The sequence below is a fragment of the Clostridioides sp. ZZV15-6388 genome, from assembly GCF_020657755.1.
In the GTDB taxonomy this organism is placed as follows: Bacteria; Bacillota; Clostridia; order Peptostreptococcales; family Peptostreptococcaceae; genus Clostridioides.
In genome coordinates, this window is sequence record NZ_JAGWCU010000013.1 from 77,073 (window position 1) to 94,701 (window position 17,629).

Here is a 17,629-nt window from a genome sequence, read left to right on the forward strand (position 1 = left end):
ACAAATATTATTTATAGTAGTGAATTTATAAGTTGCTGAGTATATGGATGCTGTGGGTCTTCCATTATCTGGTCTGTTAAACCAGATTCAATTACACTTCCATTTTTCATCACAATTGTCCTATCAGCAAGCATTTTTATAACATCAAAGTCATGAGATACTACTATCATAGAAATTTTAAGTTCTCTTTGTATTTCCCTTATTAAATCTAATACCTCAGCTTGTACAGAAACATCCAGTCCTGTTGTAACTTCATCTAATAAAAGTATTGGAGGATTATTAGAAAGTGCTTTTGCTATTTGAACTCTTTGTTGCATTCCTCCACTAAAATATTTTGGTTTATGGTCTATTCTCTCTACAGGTATATTAGTCTTTACTAGAAGTTCTTTAGCTCTATCTCTTATTTTCTCAACATTATATATATTTGCCATTAATAATTTCTCTGCTATATTTCCACCACTACTAAAATTCAAATTTAAACCAAGATGGGGATTTTGATATACAATACCCATAAAATGATTCTTTATGTACCTCTTTTTTTGGTCTGAGAGTTCTAATATATTTTCGAACTCGTCATAATTTGATATGTACACTTCTCCACTATTTGCATTTTCTTGAAAAAACAAAATCTTTAACAATGTACTTTTTCCTGAACCAGATTCTCCAACAATACCAAGAACTTCTCCTTCATAAAGTTCAAGATTTACATTATTACATGCAACTATAGAACCACAATATTTACATATATTATTACTTTCATATCCTGTACTCTCAAAACACTTTTCACATCCATCTCCATAAATAAGATTGATATGTTTTCCTATTAATACTCGTTTATCTATATTTTCTATTTTTTTGTCTTCTCCTAGTTTTGCACTACTCATTCCAAGCACCTCCAATTGCCACATCTACGCTATCATTTCTTAACCTAACTTTTTCACAATAACTTGTATCAGAACAACTATAGTACTTTTCATTAGTATCACTGTCATATACTTCATCTAAAAATGTGTTTGAACTTTTACATAAACTACAATGTTTTCCTTCAAATTTTTCCTCTTCAAATTTATAGTCATCAAATTCTAAGGGTTCTACCTTTGTGTATGGAGGTATGGCGTATATTCTCTTTTCTCTACCTGCACCAAATAAAAATAAGTTATCTGACATATTTAATTTCTTTATATCAAATCTTGGTATTGGTGATGGATTCATTAAATATCTATCATTTACTTTACATGGATACTCTGCTGCTATTGATATATCATCAAATTTAACTATATCTTCATACAGATATACCCACATCCTGCTATAATCTTCTTCTGAATGCATCCTCCTTGTCTCTACTTCACTAGGTTCTACTATTCTAAGTGTCTCTGGTATTGGCACTTGGAATATCATTATTTGATTAGACTTTAATTTTTCTTCTGGTATTCTATGTCTTGTTTGAATCAATGTAGCTTTTAATGTATCTTTTGTAGTTTCTACATTGCTTACACTTGAAATAAAATTTCTTATATTACAAGCATTTGTAGAATCGTCACTACCCTGGTCAATCACTTTTACTACATCACTTTCACCAAGCAATGATAGTGTTAATTGTAGTCCTCCAGTCCCCCATCCTTTGGCAATAGGTAATTCTCTTGAACCAAAAGGTACTTGATAACCAGGTATTGATACTGCTTTTAGTATTTTTCTTCGGATTTCTTTTTTTGTATTTTCATCTAAAAAACCATAGTTATATATCACTTAATTTCCCTCCATATCCTATTTTATTCTTTCTACATCTGCTTTAAAATCTACATAGTGAGGAAGCTTAAAGTGAGATATAAACCCTAATGAATCTATACCATCTATATGAAGTAATACAAATTCTTCATCTTGGGCTAATTTTTCACTATTTGGTTCCAAAGATTTATCTAGTATAGCCATAGATATAGCCTTATTTTCATTATTTCCCATACAAAGACCATATCCTAAAGACATTTTATTTATATCTCCCGATTTATTTTTATAATTTTCAGACTTATTTTGTGATGCTTTTGATACTATTTCACACTCAGTAACCAACATTTCTCCTATTGTTATTTGCTCATCTTCATAAATAGGATGTTTTATTTTTATATATACATCTCCTGTTCTAAGCTCACTTATATATGGATGCTCATCACCAAAACCTCTTACAATAGAATAAGCAAACCCTGATACTGCTCCACTTTCACCTCTAGTAAGTGCCTGCAATTTTGCTGACCTAGAAACTGGAAATCTTAGACTATTTCTTGTAATATCATCTATTACTTCTTCTTCTAATTTATCTTCATAAGTATCCTCTTCCAACAAATTCTCGTTTCTAAATATATTAGATACCTTTGTGAATTTAGGTATTTCATTCACTCTTTCTAAGTCATTTATATAGTTAGCTTTAAAATCTCTATTTTTTTCTTCATCCTCTTTAATCAACTCTATATTTAGTATTCTATTTTCATAATCTCTAGTTGCTCCAAGATACTGCCCTCCTGGTATATCTTTAAATGTAGCTGAGATTCTTCTACCTATTCTCATTTGTTCTGTATTTATAGGTTCTGAATAAGTTACTCTAGGCATTGTTGACCTTAATGCTCTTATATAGAAGGATGCTTCTAATATATCACCTTGAGCCTGTTTTATAGCTAATGCAGATAATTCCTTGTTGTATAGACTTCCCTCAGAAATCACTTTATCCACAGCATAAGACATTTGCTCCTTAATTTGTTTTACATCTATTGGTAGGCTTTCTCCTTTTATTCTATAAAATTCAAGTATATTTCTAGCCTGTAATATAGCTTCTTCTCCACCTTTAACTGCCACATAAGCCATTATTATAATACCTCCCAACTTAATTTTGATGACCTTGGTATAAATGCAACTTCTCCTTTTTTATCTATTAAAATCAAATCTGCCCCTGTCGGATAGTCTTTATTTATCATAAGTAATTTTTCTAAGAATTCTTGTTTAACTCCATCTATATATAAATTCTTTTTAGATTTTATACCAGGACCACTTAAATAAAGTCTTATGAATTTATCTTTATAATCTGTCGATAGTTCGTTTACTTGATGTATTATAGTTGTACTTTCATCAGGATATTCAAAAGAACCTATTTTAATTTGTAGTATATCTAGTTCTGAATTAATATCTAAAAACAGGTAGTCTGATTTATTGTAATTTACTTGGCTTGACATTGTCAGTGCTCTTATATTTTTTATATCTTCTTTAGTACAGTTTTCTATATAGAAGGTAACTTCTTGGTCTAATAAAGTAATTGCTATACCAATTGCTCCATTTGATAATTTTGTATTATTTTCTATAGTTATATTATTGATGTTATTTAATTTCCCAGGAAATGAAGCACTATCTAGCAACTTTCTATATATTTCTTGCATGTAACTTACCATGATTCTCCTCCTACTTAATCCATAGTATTGAATTGGACTTTTGTTTTATTAATTAAACTAAATTCATTAATAAGTTCTTGCTCATATCTTAAGCTTTCTTCATAGATACTTTTATTTATGTAATTCTTTAATTCATCAAATTTATTATTATTGCTATGTAAAACTGCATCTATAGTTGCCAGACAAATAGATTTTTTTTCATTATTTTCTGCAACTATACCATAACCTAAGCTTTCATCTACCTTAACACTACACTCTGTAACTAATATTTCTCCTAAATTAAATGTAGTATTTTTTACACTTTCGTTAGCTCTTACCATCACTGTAGCTAGGCTAGGGCCTTTAATTATAGAAATGCTTGATGTATTTTTTATCATTAAATATATTTGCTCCAATTTCTCATAGTTCATATTTATCAATATCTTAGTACTATCAACTGTATGCAAGATTTTGCCTCCTTAATCTTTCCTCTATTTACTTATTTCTAAGAATATAATATACAATCTAAGTTAAATAGATATTACGTTTGAGTTAATTCTAATGAATATCTTGTAAATTCTTTTTTAACAATGTTAAGAAATATATTGTAAGACTACTAAAAAATTATAATATTACAAATAAAAAAAGCATACCACTCAAACTGAATGGTATACTTTCTCTATATTTATAACTATTATTTTTATATAATTGTAATAATTGTAAATTTTATTTTTAATTTAACTATTTTATATTAAAAAACTTCTTCGCATTCTCTTTAGTAACTTTACACACTTCCTCATAAGATATTCCTTTTTCTTGAGATATCTTATCTGCAACAAAAGCTACTTGAGAAGGATTATTTCTCTTTCCTCTATGTGGTTCTGGTGACATATATGGTGAATCCGTTTCTATAAACAGTCTTTCTAGAGGTATCTCTCTTACAACTTCTCTAGTTTTTTTATTGTTTTTAAAAGTAACTGTTCCTGGAATTGATATATAACATCCCATTTTAACATACTCTCTAGCTAATTCCACATTACCACTATAACAATGAAGTACACAACCTATTTCAGGACTCTTAGTGTTTTTTATTATCTCAAAAGTATCCCCATGTGCATCTCTATCATGTATTATTATTGGAAGCTTTAACTCATTAGCTAGCTCAATTTGTTTCTTAAACCACTCTTTTTGCTCTTCTCTTGGAGAATAATCATAATAATAATCTAACCCAATCTCTCCTATAGCCACAACCTTTTCATTTTCAGTTGCAAGTCTTCTTAGAGTGTCTATTGCTGTATCATCTAGTTTTGATACATCATGTGGATGTACTCCAACTGCTGAATATATAAAGTCATATTTTTTTGATAGTCCAATTGCTGTTATAGACGTTTCTATATCTGCTCCTGGATTTACAACCAACTCTACACCTTTTTCTTTTAATGAACTAATAAGTTCATCTCTATCTTCATCAAAACTTTCATCATTTAAATGTGCATGTGAGTCAAATAACATTTTTTATCTCCTTACTATTTAATTGCCTATTAGCGAACCTCGCATCCATCCTTAGCACCTTGTGTAAATGGTAGAACATAAGGGTCACCATCATCTCCTGCTGCTAATATCATACCTTGAGATTCTACACCTCTTAACTTAACTGGTTTTAAGTTACATACCACTGTAACCTCTTTACCAACTAAATCTTCTGGTTTATAGTATTCAGCTATTCCAGATACTATTTGTCTTGTTTCTGGTCCGATTTTAACTTGTGATACTAATAATTTATTTGCTTTTGGATGCTTTTCACAGCTTATTATTTTTCCTACTCTAAGCTCTATTTTATCCAAATCATCAATAGTAATTTCTTCTTTATGCTCTAAAGTTTTTTCTTCTACTGGAGGTTTCCCAGAAAACATTTTAGTTAATTCTTCTATTTCTTTTTCTACATCTAATCTTGGGAATAAAGATTCACCTTTAAACACTTTTACATTTTCTCCAATAAGACCAAATGTCTTTGTGCTTTCCCATGTAGTTATATCATCTTGACCTTTTATTCCTATATGTGCATATATTTTATTAGCAGTTTCATTCATTATAGGATTTATTAGTGTTGCAATTATTCTTATAGATTCACATAAATTATATAAAACTGTATCTAATTCATCTTTTTTAGTTTCATCTTTAGCAAGAACCCAAGGCATAGTCTCATCTATATATTTATTAGTTCTTCTAACTAGTTTCCATACACTCTCTAATGCTTCATGGAATTGCATTTTATCCATTTCAGCCTCAAAATTTTCTCTAGTTGATACAGCTTGCTCTTTTAAATCAGCATCAAAATCAGTTGAAGTTTTTACTGTTGGTATTATACCACCGTTGTATTTTTCAACCATTGCTACAGTTCTACTTACTAAGTTTCCTAAATCATTTGCTAAGTCATAATTTATTCTTGTTACAAAATTTCTATGAGTATAACTTCCATCTTGACCAAATGCAAACTCTCTTAATAAGAAGTATTTAAGAGTATCTATTCCATATCTTTCTATTATAGGCTCTGGATAAACAACATTACCTTTTGATTTACTCATTTTATCATCAGCAAACAATATCCATCCATGACCAAATACTTGTTTTGGAACTTCTAAACCTAAAGCCATTAAAAGTGCTGGCCATATTATTGTATGGAATCTCACTATTTCTTTACCTACTATTTGAACATTTGCAGGCCAATATTTTTTAAATTCTTCATCATTATCTGTCATATATCCTAATGCTGTTATATAGTTACATAGAGCATCCACCCATACATAAATTACATGCTTTTCATCAAAAGGAACTTTTATTCCCCAGTCAAAAGTTGTTCTTGTTACACTTAAATCTTCTAGCCCTTTATCTAAGAAATTTGCCACCATTTCATTTTTTCTAGCAGCTGGGAAACAGAAACTATCGTCTTTAAATAACTCTTTTAATCTATCTTCATATTTAGATAGTCTAAAGAAATAAGATTCTTCTTTTACTAAGTATGTTTCTCTTCCACAATCAGGACATTTGTTTCCTTCTAATAACTGTGATTCTGTCCAAAAACTCTCACAAGGAGTACAGTATCTACCTTCATATTCCCCTTTGTATATATCACCTTGTTCATATAATTTAGTAAATATTTTTTGTATTATATCTGTATGTCTTTTTTCTGTTGTTCTTATAAAATCGTCATAAGATATATCCATAGTATTCCATAATGCCTTTATATCTTTTATCATTCCGTCAAGGTATTCTATTTCTGACATTCCTTGTTCTATCGCTTTCTTTTGTATCTTTTCACCATGTTCATCTGTTCCTGTCAAAAACTTTACATCATATCCACAGAAACGTTTAAATCTAGCTATTGTATCTGCAGCTACTGTTGAGTAAGTATGACCTATGTGTAATCCTCCACTTGGATAGTATATTGGTGTTGTTACATAAAAACTCGGTTTGCTCATATTATTTACCTCCTAATTTTTTATCGTTCGTAGTCATATAAATATTTCATTTAAAATAATAAAAAATCGCCTCCTATGATTTATCATAGGGGCGAGATTATTCACGGTACCACCCTAATTCATCTATAACGATTATGTTTCACATGAAATGTAGAAATTAACTTTATAGATATCTTAGTAGACTATAACGTGCCCAACCGTTTTACCCTAGCATATACGCTCAGATAAAAAGCTCCAAGACCATCTTCAATAAATCTTTTTACACTAGCTTTCACCTAACCTAGCTCTCTGATAGAAAAAATCTTTATCTACTCTTCTTTTCATAGCTTATAATTCATATTACAATTTATTTCTATATAATCACTATATTATAAAATTTTTCCCACATTGTCAACAAATTATACAAATATTACATAGCAAATAAAAACTGCTGCTATAACTCCTGCAACATGACTAATCATAGCGCATGATAATGTATGTCTAGTATTTTTTATCTTTAAACTCCCATAATAGATTGCCATTGTATAAAAAATAGTCTCAGAAGAACCTACAATTGTAGCACCCATTTTTTCTACTAAACTGCCTATTCCAACTCTATTTGCAAGTTCGCTATACATTCCCAAAGCACCACTTCCAGATAAAGGTTTTACACTTATTAAACCTATTAATTCTTTTGGTATACTCATCATATTTGCTATTGGTGTAAATATCCATTCTAACATATCAAGACCTTTGCCAGTTTTAAATATTCCTATTGCTAAAAATATACCTATTATATAAGGTAAAATATCCCATGCAGCCTTTAAACCATCAATTGCTCCTTTTACAAAACTATCATATACATCTATTTTTTTATATTTACCATAAACTACTATGTACAAAATTATTACTGGTATAAGTAAGTTTGAAAATACTTCCATACATCTACATCCCCTTTATCTATATCTTCTTTGAAAAAGTTTACATGTTATTATTGCTATTGCTGTAGATATTATGGTTGCAAATAAAGTTGTAAAAATTATTTCACTTGGGTTTTGAGCTCCCATATCCATTCTTAATTTAATTATAGTAAATGGAATTATCTGTATAGATGATATGTTTATTACCATAAACATAATCATATCATTAGTAGCTGTATCTTTTTTGTTATTTAGAGTCTGAAGCTCACTCATTGCTTTTAAACCAAATGCTGTTGCACCATTCCCAGCACCCAACATGTTCAAGGCAATATTCATAACTATATAAGACATTGCTTTGTGACCTTTTGGAATAGAAGGAAACAATCTTCTCATTATAGGATTTAATTTCTGACCTATTTTTTCAATCAAGCCCGACTCTTTTGCAATATTCATTATACCCATCCAGAGTGCCATAATGCCAGCTAGACTTATTGCAAATTCTATACCTTTTGATGTTTCACTCAATATAACTTTATTTAATTCTCCCATATTTTTAGAAATCAAACTTCCTATTATTCCTATTGATACCATGTAAAACCATATTTTTCCTATTATAATCAACCTCCTCTTTAAATAATTTTATGATAGTTAGGTAATACTTTATACTTGAAAGTTGTACTATATTATGTTTTAGTATAAGTGTGGGAGTTTTTATAATTTTTAATATTTAATAATAATTAAGGAGAGAAATAATGAGAAATCTAACACTTCTTACTGATTTATATCAGCTTACTATGTTAAATGGCTATTTTGAAAAAAATATTCACGAAGACATTGTTGTATTCGATATGTTTTTTAGAAAAAACGCTTGTGATGGAGGGTATACTATAGTTTGTGGTATTGATCAGGTTGTTGAATACATAGATAACCTTCATTTTTCAGATGAAGATTTGGAGTACTTAAAAAGCTTAAATTTATTTTCTGATAAGTTTTTAAAGTTTTTGAAAGAGTTTAAGTTTACAGGAGATATTTATGCTGTTGAAGAAGGGACTATAATGTTTCCTAATGAGCCATTGATTACTGTTAAAGCACCCCTGTATCAAGCTCAACTTATTGAAACAGCATTGTTGACAATAGTTAATTTTCAATCTCTTATTGCTACGAAAGCATCTAGAGTTTGCTTTGCAGCTCAAGGAGACACTGTACTTGAATTTGGATTACGTCGTGCACAAGGTCCAGATGCGGGCATATATGGTGCTAGAGCTGCTGTAATTGGTGGCTGTTCTGGAACTGCAAACGTACTAGCTGGAAAGATGTTTGATGTTCCTATAATTGGTACTCATGCTCATAGTTGGGTACAAAAATTTGATACTGAACTTGAAGCATTCCAAGCATATGCTGATGTTTATCCAGATAAATGCCTACTACTTGTGGATACTTATGATGTATTAAATAGTGGTGTACCTAATGCAATAAAAGTCTTCAAAAATATTTCTGAAAAAGGATACAAACCTATGGGTATAAGACTAGATTCTGGAGACTTAGCTTATCTATCTAAAGAAGCAAAGAAACAACTAGATAGTGCTGGTTTTTCAGATATTAGTATAACTGCATCTAATGACCTTGATGAATACACTATAGCATCACTTAAGGCAGAAGGAGCTACTATAAATTCATGGGGAGTAGGTACAAAGCTTATTACTTCTTTCGATTCACCTTCTCTTGGAGGCGTTTACAAATTAGCTGCATCTTGTAAAGAAGGTACTCTTGAACCTAAGATAAAAATTTCTGAAAATCCAGAAAAAATAAATAATCCTGGTTACAAGAAAGTTATAAGAATATATAACGAAGACAATAAGGCAGAAGCAGATTTAATTATGTTACATGATGAAATTATAGATGAATCTAAACCTTTAGAAATCTTCCATCCTACTTATACTTGGAAAACAAAGGTCTTTACAAATTACAAAGTTAAAGAACTTCTTAAGCCATTGTACATGAAAGGTGTATGTAAATATAATAAAAAAGCTGTTCTTGAAATAAGAAATCATGTACAATATGAATTAAGTACTATCTGGGAACAATACAAAAGACTTTCGAATCCACACATTTACAAGGTTGATTTATCTAGAGATCTTTGGTATTTAAAAACAAAAATGATAGATTCTAAAAAAGTTTTATAGGCATTAATTATTTTTATTTAAGGGGGACTGTTTATTTATGGATGTTACAGATTACAGAATCATAGAAATTTTACAGGATGATGGGAGAATTTCTATGAAGGACTTAGGAAAAATAGTTGGTTTAACTTCTCCTGCAGTTTCAGAAAGAGTTAAGAGATTAGAAGAATCTGGTGTTATAGAAGGATATAAAGCAATTGTTAATCCAGATTCATTAGGTAGAGTTATAAAAGCGTTTATTCACATATCTCTTCCAAGTAATGGATATACAGAATTCATTGAGTCTGCTGGAAATGACCCTAGAATTGTAGAATGTCACCACATAACAGGTGATGATTGCTTACTTTTAAAAGTTATTGTAAAAGATATGTATGAATTAGAAAACGTGATTGATACTATAAAGAAAATAGGTTCTACCAAGACCTCTGTTATATTATCAACACCGATACAAGCAAAATCAATATTGTAGATAAATTGAACATCAATGGCTTATTCGCTAATACACCACTAGATATTTCTAATAAAATTTTAAGTTTTGATGTAAAAAAAGTTGTCTTTTATTAAAGACAACTTCTTTTAGGTTTTTGAAGTTTGTATATTTTAAATTTAAATCAACTGTCTAAACCTTAAATTATATTAAATAACTTTATGCATTTGTATAATTACTCTTATATAAGTAATTTGTTAGAATATATTCCATATAGGTCTTTAATACTCCTACTTCTTCGTTCTTGTCTAATAGTTTTATAGTAGATACTATATCTGCATATCCAAGCAATATTATACCTATAGTGTCTTCGTCTACTAAATTAAATACATTAGCTAACTCTTTTTTACTCAAATCATTTTTCTTATATAAAGATAAAAGTATCATATGATATCTTACATATTTACTTATAAGTTTATATGTCTGTGTTGATAATTCTAAATTTGTACCCATATTATTTACTATTTGTGCACCTATTTTTTCATGATTTGTAAAATGAACTCTACCGGTTTCATCTAAAGTTAAACTATCTGGCTTTCCTATATCATGTAAAAATATTCCTAACTTTAGTGCTTGTGACTTATTTATTTCATCCTCAATATATAAATTCAAATAATTTGACACATGCTCTCTCAAATGATTTGGAAAAAATTCTTTGTCATTTAGCACTACTTCTAATTCTTTTAATGCATTTATAGAATGTTCAAAACAGTTAACAACATGATATTTACATTCTCCTACAGATTTCATTGCTTTTACTTTAGGGATTACTTTTTCTAGTTCATTCTTTTTATCCAACTCTATAAACGTTTTATGTGTATCTTTCCTTTTTAAACTCTCTATTATAATTTTTCCTATTTCCATAAAATCACCTCAGATTCAGGTTTTATAAATCCAGAACTTGTTTATAAACAACATCCTTTTTTAATTTTCTATCTTTACAAACTATTTTTATTGCATCTTTTTTGTTCATACCACTTTCAATTAACTTTAAAACATATTCTCTATCTGTAAGACCATCATAATCTCTTTTTTCTGATTTTTCACCATAAAAACCTTGCACTATTAATACAAACTCTCCCCTTACTTCCTTTTCCTCAAATATTTTTATGACAGTTTCTATATCTTCTCTTATTATCTCTTGATATTTTTTTGTGAGCTCTCTATTTACAGAAATTTTTCTATTTCCAAGAATTTTAAGCATATCTTTTAGTGTATCCTTCAATCTATGTGGTGATTCATAAAAAATTATAGTTCTGCTCTCCTCTTTTATTTCTTCTAGTTGCTCTCTTCTAACTTTTTTATCTCTATCCAAAAAACCTTCAAAAACAAATTTATGCGTATCCATACCAGAACCAACCAAAGCTGTTACAAATGCTGTTGCTCCTGGTAACACTTCTATTTCTATATTATTTTGTATAGCCTGTCTTATTATTTCTTCTCCTGGGTCAGATATACCAGGCATACCTGCATCACTTATCAAAGCTATGTTTTCTCCATCAATTAATTTATTGATTAAATAATCGCCTTTTGAATCTTTATTGTGCTCATGATAACTAGTCAAAGGTTTTGAGATTTCAAAATGATTTAAAAGCTTTATACTGTGTCTTGTATCTTCTGCTGCAATTAAATCTACTTCTTTTAATATTCTTAAAGTCCTATACGTTATATCCTCTAGATTTCCTATTGGTGTTGGACATATGTACAATTTTCCACTCATCTATAACTCTCCTATATCTTCATTATTATATATTGATTTTAATTCTTCTGTATAATTACCATCTTCTCCATAGACATATAGTGGGTCTAATATCTTAAGCTCTGGTCTTCCATCTTTTACAAATTGAACCAAAACTAAATTAGGCGCTTTTTTAGGTCTTGGATGAACAAACTGAATAACTTTTGGCTCTAATCTGTATTTTCTCCCTAAAGTTATTATATCAACCAATCTTGTTGGTCTATGTATCATGAAAAATTTACCTCTAGGCATAACTAATCTGGATGCAGTCTTTATTACATCCTCTAGATTACACTTTACTTCATGTCTTGATATTGCTTTTTTATCATTTGGGTTTTTTATACCATCAATATGCATATATGGAGGATTTGATGTAACTACATGATAGCCATTAACTTCCAAAACCTTGTCTATTGACTTTATATCTCCATTTATAATCTCAACTCTTTCTTCCAAATTGTTTAATTTTATAGAACGAGTTGCCATTTCATATACATCATCTTGTATTTCTACACCAATAATTTTTTTAGCTTCACTTTTGCCTGCAATTAGAACTGGTATAATTCCTGTACCAGTGCCTAAATCAACAACTTTAGCATCTTTTTTTACTTTTGCAAAATTAGCTAATAAAACAGCGTCTATACCAAAACAAAACCCATTAGTATCTTGTATAATTTTAAGACCTTTTAATTGTAAATCGTCGATTCTCTCTGAATCTTTTAATTGTATATCCATATATAACTCTCCTCAAATATTAGTAGCTCTAAGCATTAATTGCTTTAAAAAAGGTAGGAGAAGTCCTACCTTAAATTTAATCTTCTAATTTCTTTAACTCCTTTAGTGTAGCTTCATCTAATCCATCATTACCCTTGCATTTACCACCACAGCCCTCACATTTTTTAGGCTCTTTAAGTATTTTTATATCTTCTCTCGTATATATTTTTACTGTTTTATCTTGGAACTCCACTTTGATTTGTTCTAACAGAGGATTTACCTCTACAACTTTTCCTTTTCCATCATCTGATTGCACTAATGCACCTACAACAGGCATTTTTTCTATTGCTTCACTATATACATCATGTTCATATTTTAAGCAACAGAATAGTCTTCCACATATACCAGATATCTTTGTTGGATTTAAAGATAAGCTTTGGTCTTTTGCCATTTTTATTGAAACTGGTTGAAAATCACCTAACCAAGAAGAACAGCAAAGCTTTCTACCACAAGGTCCTAGACCTCCTATAGACTTTGCCTCATCTCTAACACCGATTTGTCTAAGTTCTATTCTAGTCTTAAATATAGCCGCTAAATCTTTTACTAATTCTCTAAAATCTATTCTACCTTCTGCTGTAAAGTAAAAAATCAATTTATTTCTATCAAATGTATATTCGCAATCTATTAAAAACATTGTTAACTCATGTTCTTTTATCTTTTGTTGGCATAATTCAAAAGTCTCTTTTGCTTTTTCCTTATTTTCTAAATATATTTTCTTATCTTCTTCTGTAGCTATTCTTATAATTGGCTTTAAAGGAGAAACTAATTCGCTCTCGTCCATTTCTTTTGGCCCAACCACTACTTTACCATACTCTAAACCTCTTGCAGTTTCTACAACTACATCCATATCTTGCTCTATATTAAAATCAACAGGGTCAAAATAATATATTTTCCCCGCACTTTTAAACCTAATTCCTACTATTTTTATCATTTAATCACCTCGTATATATTTAAAGACATAACTTGTATGCTTATATTGAAATTACAATTACTTTTAATTTTAGTCTTTGTACCTTCTATTATATCAATAATTTTGGATAATTGAGAATAACTAATTTTTCCACTCATATTTTGGATAAAAACTAGTTTATCTATATTTATTAACATATCTCTATTTACATTTTCTTTTAATAAGATAATGTCTCTAAAATAGTTTATCATAATATCCAATAAACTTATAATCTGATTTCTATATTTCTCCATGTTATTTGGTATATTTAGAATCTCTACTATATTTTTATCTAGCATTATTTGGATATATTGTTGTATATCGTCCCTCATTACTGAAAACTCAGCCGACTGAGATAAATCTAAAGCATTTTCAATACTCCCTCTTGAAAAAGTAGCCAATATTTGAGCCCTTTCTTCTTCTATGCCTTTATTTATTAAATAAGTTTTTAAATCTGCTATTGGTATAGGCGAAAACTTTATTATGTCACATCTAGATTTTATCGTTTCTAATAGTGATTCTTTATTATTTGTGACTAAAATTATTATAGCATAACTTGGAGGCTCCTCTAATGTCTTTAAAAGGGCATTTTGAGCTTCTACAGTCATCTTTTCAGCATTATTTATTATATATATTTTATAGTCCTTATGAGGTCGTACTACTATATCTGATTGTAAGTTTCTAATTTGAGCTATTTTTATACTATTTCCATCTGGATTTATAAGTACATAGTCTGGACTATTTTCTAGATTTACATAGTCAAGTAACAATTTTGATAGCTCATCAGCAAATTTCTTTTTTCCTATTCCATCTATTCCTTCAAACATATACGCATTATTAAGTTTATTTTTATTTATAGAATTTATTAAATATTTTTTTGCAAAATCTTGTCCTATAATATTTTCAAAATACATATTTATCTCTCCATAGATTTTATTGAATCAAGAACTATTTCATAAACTTCATTATGTATACTTTCAATACTTCTTAATTTATTATTTGAAACACAATTTATTTTTTTCCAATCATACTTATCAGCTATATATAGAGCATTATTATAAGATTTCTCTAAATACTCTATATCACTTTCATGAATATCTTTCTCTTTTTCTCCTGTAATTTTGTTTTTTCTATTCTCCATAAGTTTTTCACTAAACTCAATAGGAACATCTAAAAATACAACACAATCAGGTTGAGGTATTTTAAATAAATTAAATTCATAATCAGCCAACCAGTTAAGATATTCCTCTCTATCACCAATGTCCATTTTAGAAGCTTGGTGCACCATATTAGAGGTTGTATATCTATCAGCGATAATTATTCCACCTTTATTATAAAATTCCTCCCAATCGGTTTTAAATGATGCATATCTATCTGCTGTAAAAAAAGTTGATGCTATATATGGGTCTACATCTGAAGCATTTTTACCAAAATCCCCTCTTAAATACATTTTTACCAAAGCAGATGATTGAGACTCATAATTTGGATATTCTACCTTCTTAATCATATAGCCTTCTTTTTTTAGTCTTTCATATAATTTTTTTGTTTGAGTTGCCTTTCCACTCGCATCTGAACCACTCTCTATAATTATTAACTTACCTCTCATTTTAATATCCTCCATCTAAACATTTTACCTATTTTAGTATATTACTTAAATGAATTTATATATAAATATCCTATAGATTCTTTATAGTAATCCTACTTTTTATATATGTTCTAAATCTATTATTTCTATAAAATTTAAAGTTATATCTTTAAGTCCACTTATAACCATACCTTTAGAACTACAAAACTTTAAATAATCTATTATTTCTTTACTTATTATTTCGCCAGGAGATATTATATTTATCCCTGGTGGATATGGTACTATAGATTCACCACATATTTTACCTATGCTGTCATATATTTTAACACTTTTTTTAGTTTTATAAAATGCTTCTCTAGGTGTTAATATTTTCTGTGGAATATCAACAGGATATTTTATATTATCTAGTTTTGTAGATTTAAATTCTTTTACTACAATATCATTTAATGCCATTTCTAAACTAATGAAATCTTGAGTACTATTTCCTATTGTACAGATTAATAGAACACCATAATAATTAGATAACTCTACCTGTATATTATATTTTTTTCTTAAGATATTTTCTAATTCATATCCTGTTAATCCTATATTTTTAGCAGATATAAATATTTTTGTTTTATCATTTGTACTATATATTTCAAGATTTTCATTAACATTATTTTTGAAAATGTGGATATTATTTAAAAGCTCTTCCATTAATTTTTTCCCTTTATTTTCATATATATCTACTGCTAATTCCAGTGAAGACAATAATAAATAGGAAGGACTTGAAGACTCAGTAATTCTTAACATGTTTGAAATTTTATTTAAGTCAACTCTATCTTCCTTTACATGTATCATTGATGATTGAGTAAAAGATGGAAGTGTTTTATGAGTACTTTGTATAACTACATCTGCACCTTGCTCAAGAGCTGTTTTAGGAAGTTTCTCACTAAGTCCTAAATGTGCACCATGTGCTTCATCTACTATTACTACCATATTTTTGCTATGTGCATAATTACAGATATATTCTAAATCATATGTCATTCCATAGTATGTAGGATATGTAAGCAATATTGCTTTTGCATCTAAGTTTTTATCTATTATATCAATTGCATTTATTACATTCACACCTTTTAAAATATTAGTATCTTTGCTTATTTCGCAAGGAATATATTTTATATCTACATCACCCAAAATACATCCATTTATAACAGATTGGTGACAGTCTCTATTTACAATTATTTTACTTTTAGGATTACATACTGACATTATTGCAGATTGTATTCCACAACTGCTTCCATTTACTAAATAGTATGTATAATCACTTTTAAATACCTTTGCAGTATTTTCTTGAGAGGCTTTTATAATTCCTTCTGGGGAATGTAGATTATCTGTCCCTATTATTTCAGTCGTATCCATTTTATACAAATTTTCTAATACATTTACATATCCTAATTTCTCATATATTTTTCCTTTTTTATGTCCAGGCATATGAAAAGATATTACTTCTTTATTTACAATCTCACTTAGTTCATTAATTATAAACATAGATTACTCCTTTTTACCTATTGTTATTACTTATTTGAAAACTTTGATTCCTATCTATTTTACCATTAAAAAAGATATAAATTAATCTTTTTATAAAATAAAACACCTCATTCTAAATATTTAGAATGAGGTGTCTAATATAAAAAAGTAAAAATTAAATTATTCCCTGTCATCAGACATTAAACTTGGTATTAAATACAATCCAGCTAGACCCACAACAAAGTATATTATTCTACTTATCATTTCATATGTTCCACCGAAAATGCTACCTATTAAATCTGTTCCTAGGATACCAATTGCTCCCCAGTTAAGTGCACCGATTATAGCTAAAACTAAAGCAACTTTTTTCATTTATATCACTCCTTAAGAATTAAATTTTTATGATAATCCATAATTCCTGTGTTTAGTTTTCCCAAAATGAAAAAAGAAATACGTAATTTTTTTTGTTTTTTTTAACAAAAAATAAAAAAAATTACGTGGCTACGTCCTACTCTCCCAGGCAGTTTCCCACCAAGTACCATCAGCGCTAGAGAGCTTAACTTCTGTGTTCGGAATGGGAACAGGTGTATCCTCTCTGCTATTGTAACCACATAATCTT

General features: G+C 28.9%; 19 protein-coding genes, 1 rRNA gene and 1 other annotated feature. Of the genes, 2 read left to right on the top strand and 18 right to left on the bottom strand.

The window, feature by feature from the left end; all coding sequences use genetic code 11:
* Nucleotides 1-11 precede the first annotated feature (11 nt).
* The 9 genes from KGF48_RS10210 to KGF48_RS10250 all read right to left on the bottom strand — a co-directional run bounded on the left by KGF48_RS10210 (nucleotide 12) and on the right by KGF48_RS10250 (nucleotide 8,409).
* Nucleotides 12-884, bottom strand: a complete 873-nt coding sequence (locus KGF48_RS10210; RefSeq protein WP_227838998.1) for an ATP-binding cassette domain-containing protein — start codon at nucleotides 882-884, stop codon at nucleotides 12-14.
* Nucleotides 877-1,746: an alpha-D-ribose 1-methylphosphonate 5-phosphate C-P-lyase PhnJ gene (locus tag KGF48_RS10215; protein ID WP_227838997.1), complete on the bottom strand. Its 870-nt coding sequence runs from the start codon at nucleotides 1,744-1,746 to the stop codon at nucleotides 877-879. Before KGF48_RS10215 ends, KGF48_RS10210 begins: the two co-directional genes overlap by 8 nt.
* Nucleotides 1,747-1,764: 18 nt before the next feature.
* Nucleotides 1,765-2,853, bottom strand: coding sequence for a carbon-phosphorus lyase complex subunit PhnI (locus KGF48_RS10220; protein WP_227838996.1), 1,089 nt, complete (start codon nucleotides 2,851-2,853; stop codon nucleotides 1,765-1,767).
* A 2-nt stretch (nucleotides 2,854-2,855) separates the two neighbouring features.
* Complete coding sequence (gene phnH / locus KGF48_RS10225; protein WP_227838995.1) at nucleotides 2,856-3,431, bottom strand: phosphonate C-P lyase system protein PhnH; 576 nt, start codon at nucleotides 3,429-3,431, stop codon at nucleotides 2,856-2,858.
* A gap of 14 nt (nucleotides 3,432-3,445) precedes the next feature.
* Nucleotides 3,446-3,877, bottom strand: a complete 432-nt coding sequence (gene phnG, locus KGF48_RS10230; protein WP_227838994.1) for a phosphonate C-P lyase system protein PhnG — start codon at nucleotides 3,875-3,877, stop codon at nucleotides 3,446-3,448.
* A gap of 274 nt (nucleotides 3,878-4,151) precedes the next feature.
* Nucleotides 4,152-4,922 carry a TatD family hydrolase gene (locus KGF48_RS10235; protein WP_227838993.1) on the bottom strand — a complete coding sequence of 257 codons (771 nt, stop codon included), beginning with the start codon at nucleotides 4,920-4,922 and terminating at the stop codon, nucleotides 4,152-4,154.
* Between the two features lie 29 nt (nucleotides 4,923-4,951).
* The gene (gene metG, locus KGF48_RS10240) at nucleotides 4,952-6,889 is read right to left on the bottom strand and encodes a methionine--tRNA ligase (protein WP_227829132.1); all 1,938 of its coding nucleotides are present in this window, start codon (nucleotides 6,887-6,889) and stop codon (nucleotides 4,952-4,954) included.
* 84 nt (nucleotides 6,890-6,973) lie between these two features.
* Nucleotides 6,974-7,222, bottom strand: a binding site (T-box leader).
* 65 nt (nucleotides 7,223-7,287) lie between these two features.
* Nucleotides 7,288-7,809: a spore maturation protein gene (locus KGF48_RS10245; protein WP_227838992.1), complete on the bottom strand. Its 522-nt coding sequence runs from the start codon at nucleotides 7,807-7,809 to the stop codon at nucleotides 7,288-7,290.
* Between the two features lie 15 nt (nucleotides 7,810-7,824).
* The gene (locus tag KGF48_RS10250) at nucleotides 7,825-8,409 is read right to left on the bottom strand and encodes a nucleoside recognition domain-containing protein (RefSeq protein WP_227829134.1); all 585 of its coding nucleotides are present in this window, start codon (nucleotides 8,407-8,409) and stop codon (nucleotides 7,825-7,827) included.
* 131 nt (nucleotides 8,410-8,540) lie between these two features.
* Here KGF48_RS10250 and KGF48_RS10255 point away from each other — a divergent pair, with 131 nt between their 5' ends.
* Nucleotides 8,541-9,971, top strand: a complete 1,431-nt coding sequence (locus KGF48_RS10255) for a nicotinate phosphoribosyltransferase (RefSeq protein WP_227829135.1) — start codon at nucleotides 8,541-8,543, stop codon at nucleotides 9,969-9,971.
* Between the two features lie 37 nt (nucleotides 9,972-10,008).
* Nucleotides 10,009-10,437 carry an Lrp/AsnC family transcriptional regulator gene (locus KGF48_RS10260; protein WP_227829136.1) on the top strand — a complete coding sequence of 143 codons (429 nt, stop codon included), beginning with the start codon at nucleotides 10,009-10,011 and terminating at the stop codon, nucleotides 10,435-10,437.
* A gap of 177 nt (nucleotides 10,438-10,614) precedes the next feature.
* On the opposite strand, the gene KGF48_RS10265 is transcribed toward KGF48_RS10260, so the two are convergent.
* From KGF48_RS10265 to rrf, 9 genes are all read right to left on the bottom strand, one after another.
* A complete protein-coding gene (locus KGF48_RS10265; protein ID WP_227838991.1) occupies nucleotides 10,615-11,319 on the bottom strand; it encodes an HDIG domain-containing metalloprotein in 705 nt (234 codons plus the stop codon).
* Between the two features lie 22 nt (nucleotides 11,320-11,341).
* Nucleotides 11,342-12,175, bottom strand: coding sequence for a 16S rRNA (cytidine(1402)-2'-O)-methyltransferase (rsmI, locus tag KGF48_RS10270; protein ID WP_227868021.1), 834 nt, complete (start codon nucleotides 12,173-12,175; stop codon nucleotides 11,342-11,344).
* Nucleotides 12,176-12,928 (bottom strand): tRNA1(Val) (adenine(37)-N6)-methyltransferase, encoded by a 753-nt coding sequence (locus tag KGF48_RS10275; protein WP_227829139.1) that lies wholly within the window; start codon nucleotides 12,926-12,928, stop codon nucleotides 12,176-12,178.
* A 76-nt stretch (nucleotides 12,929-13,004) separates the two neighbouring features.
* Nucleotides 13,005-13,898 (bottom strand): stage 0 sporulation family protein, encoded by an 894-nt coding sequence (locus KGF48_RS10280; protein WP_227436386.1) that lies wholly within the window; start codon nucleotides 13,896-13,898, stop codon nucleotides 13,005-13,007.
* On the bottom strand, nucleotides 13,895-14,830 hold the full coding sequence (locus KGF48_RS10285; RefSeq protein ID WP_227436388.1) for an ATP-binding protein: 936 nt from the start codon (nucleotides 14,828-14,830) through the stop codon (nucleotides 13,895-13,897). The genes KGF48_RS10280 and KGF48_RS10285 overlap by 4 nt, the downstream gene beginning before the upstream one ends.
* Nucleotides 14,831-14,832: 2 nt before the next feature.
* On the bottom strand, nucleotides 14,833-15,522 hold the full coding sequence (locus KGF48_RS10290) for a deoxynucleoside kinase (protein ID WP_227838989.1): 690 nt from the start codon (nucleotides 15,520-15,522) through the stop codon (nucleotides 14,833-14,835).
* Between the two features lie 99 nt (nucleotides 15,523-15,621).
* On the bottom strand, nucleotides 15,622-17,031 hold the full coding sequence (locus tag KGF48_RS10295; protein ID WP_227868022.1) for an aminotransferase class I/II-fold pyridoxal phosphate-dependent enzyme: 1,410 nt from the start codon (nucleotides 17,029-17,031) through the stop codon (nucleotides 15,622-15,624).
* Nucleotides 17,032-17,190: 159 nt separating this feature from the next.
* Nucleotides 17,191-17,382 carry a DUF378 domain-containing protein gene (locus KGF48_RS10300; protein ID WP_227436395.1) on the bottom strand — a complete coding sequence of 64 codons (192 nt, stop codon included), beginning with the start codon at nucleotides 17,380-17,382 and terminating at the stop codon, nucleotides 17,191-17,193.
* 123 nt (nucleotides 17,383-17,505) lie between these two features.
* A 5S ribosomal RNA gene (gene rrf, locus KGF48_RS10305) occupies nucleotides 17,506-17,622 on the bottom strand.
* Nucleotides 17,623-17,629: the final 7 nt, after the last annotated feature.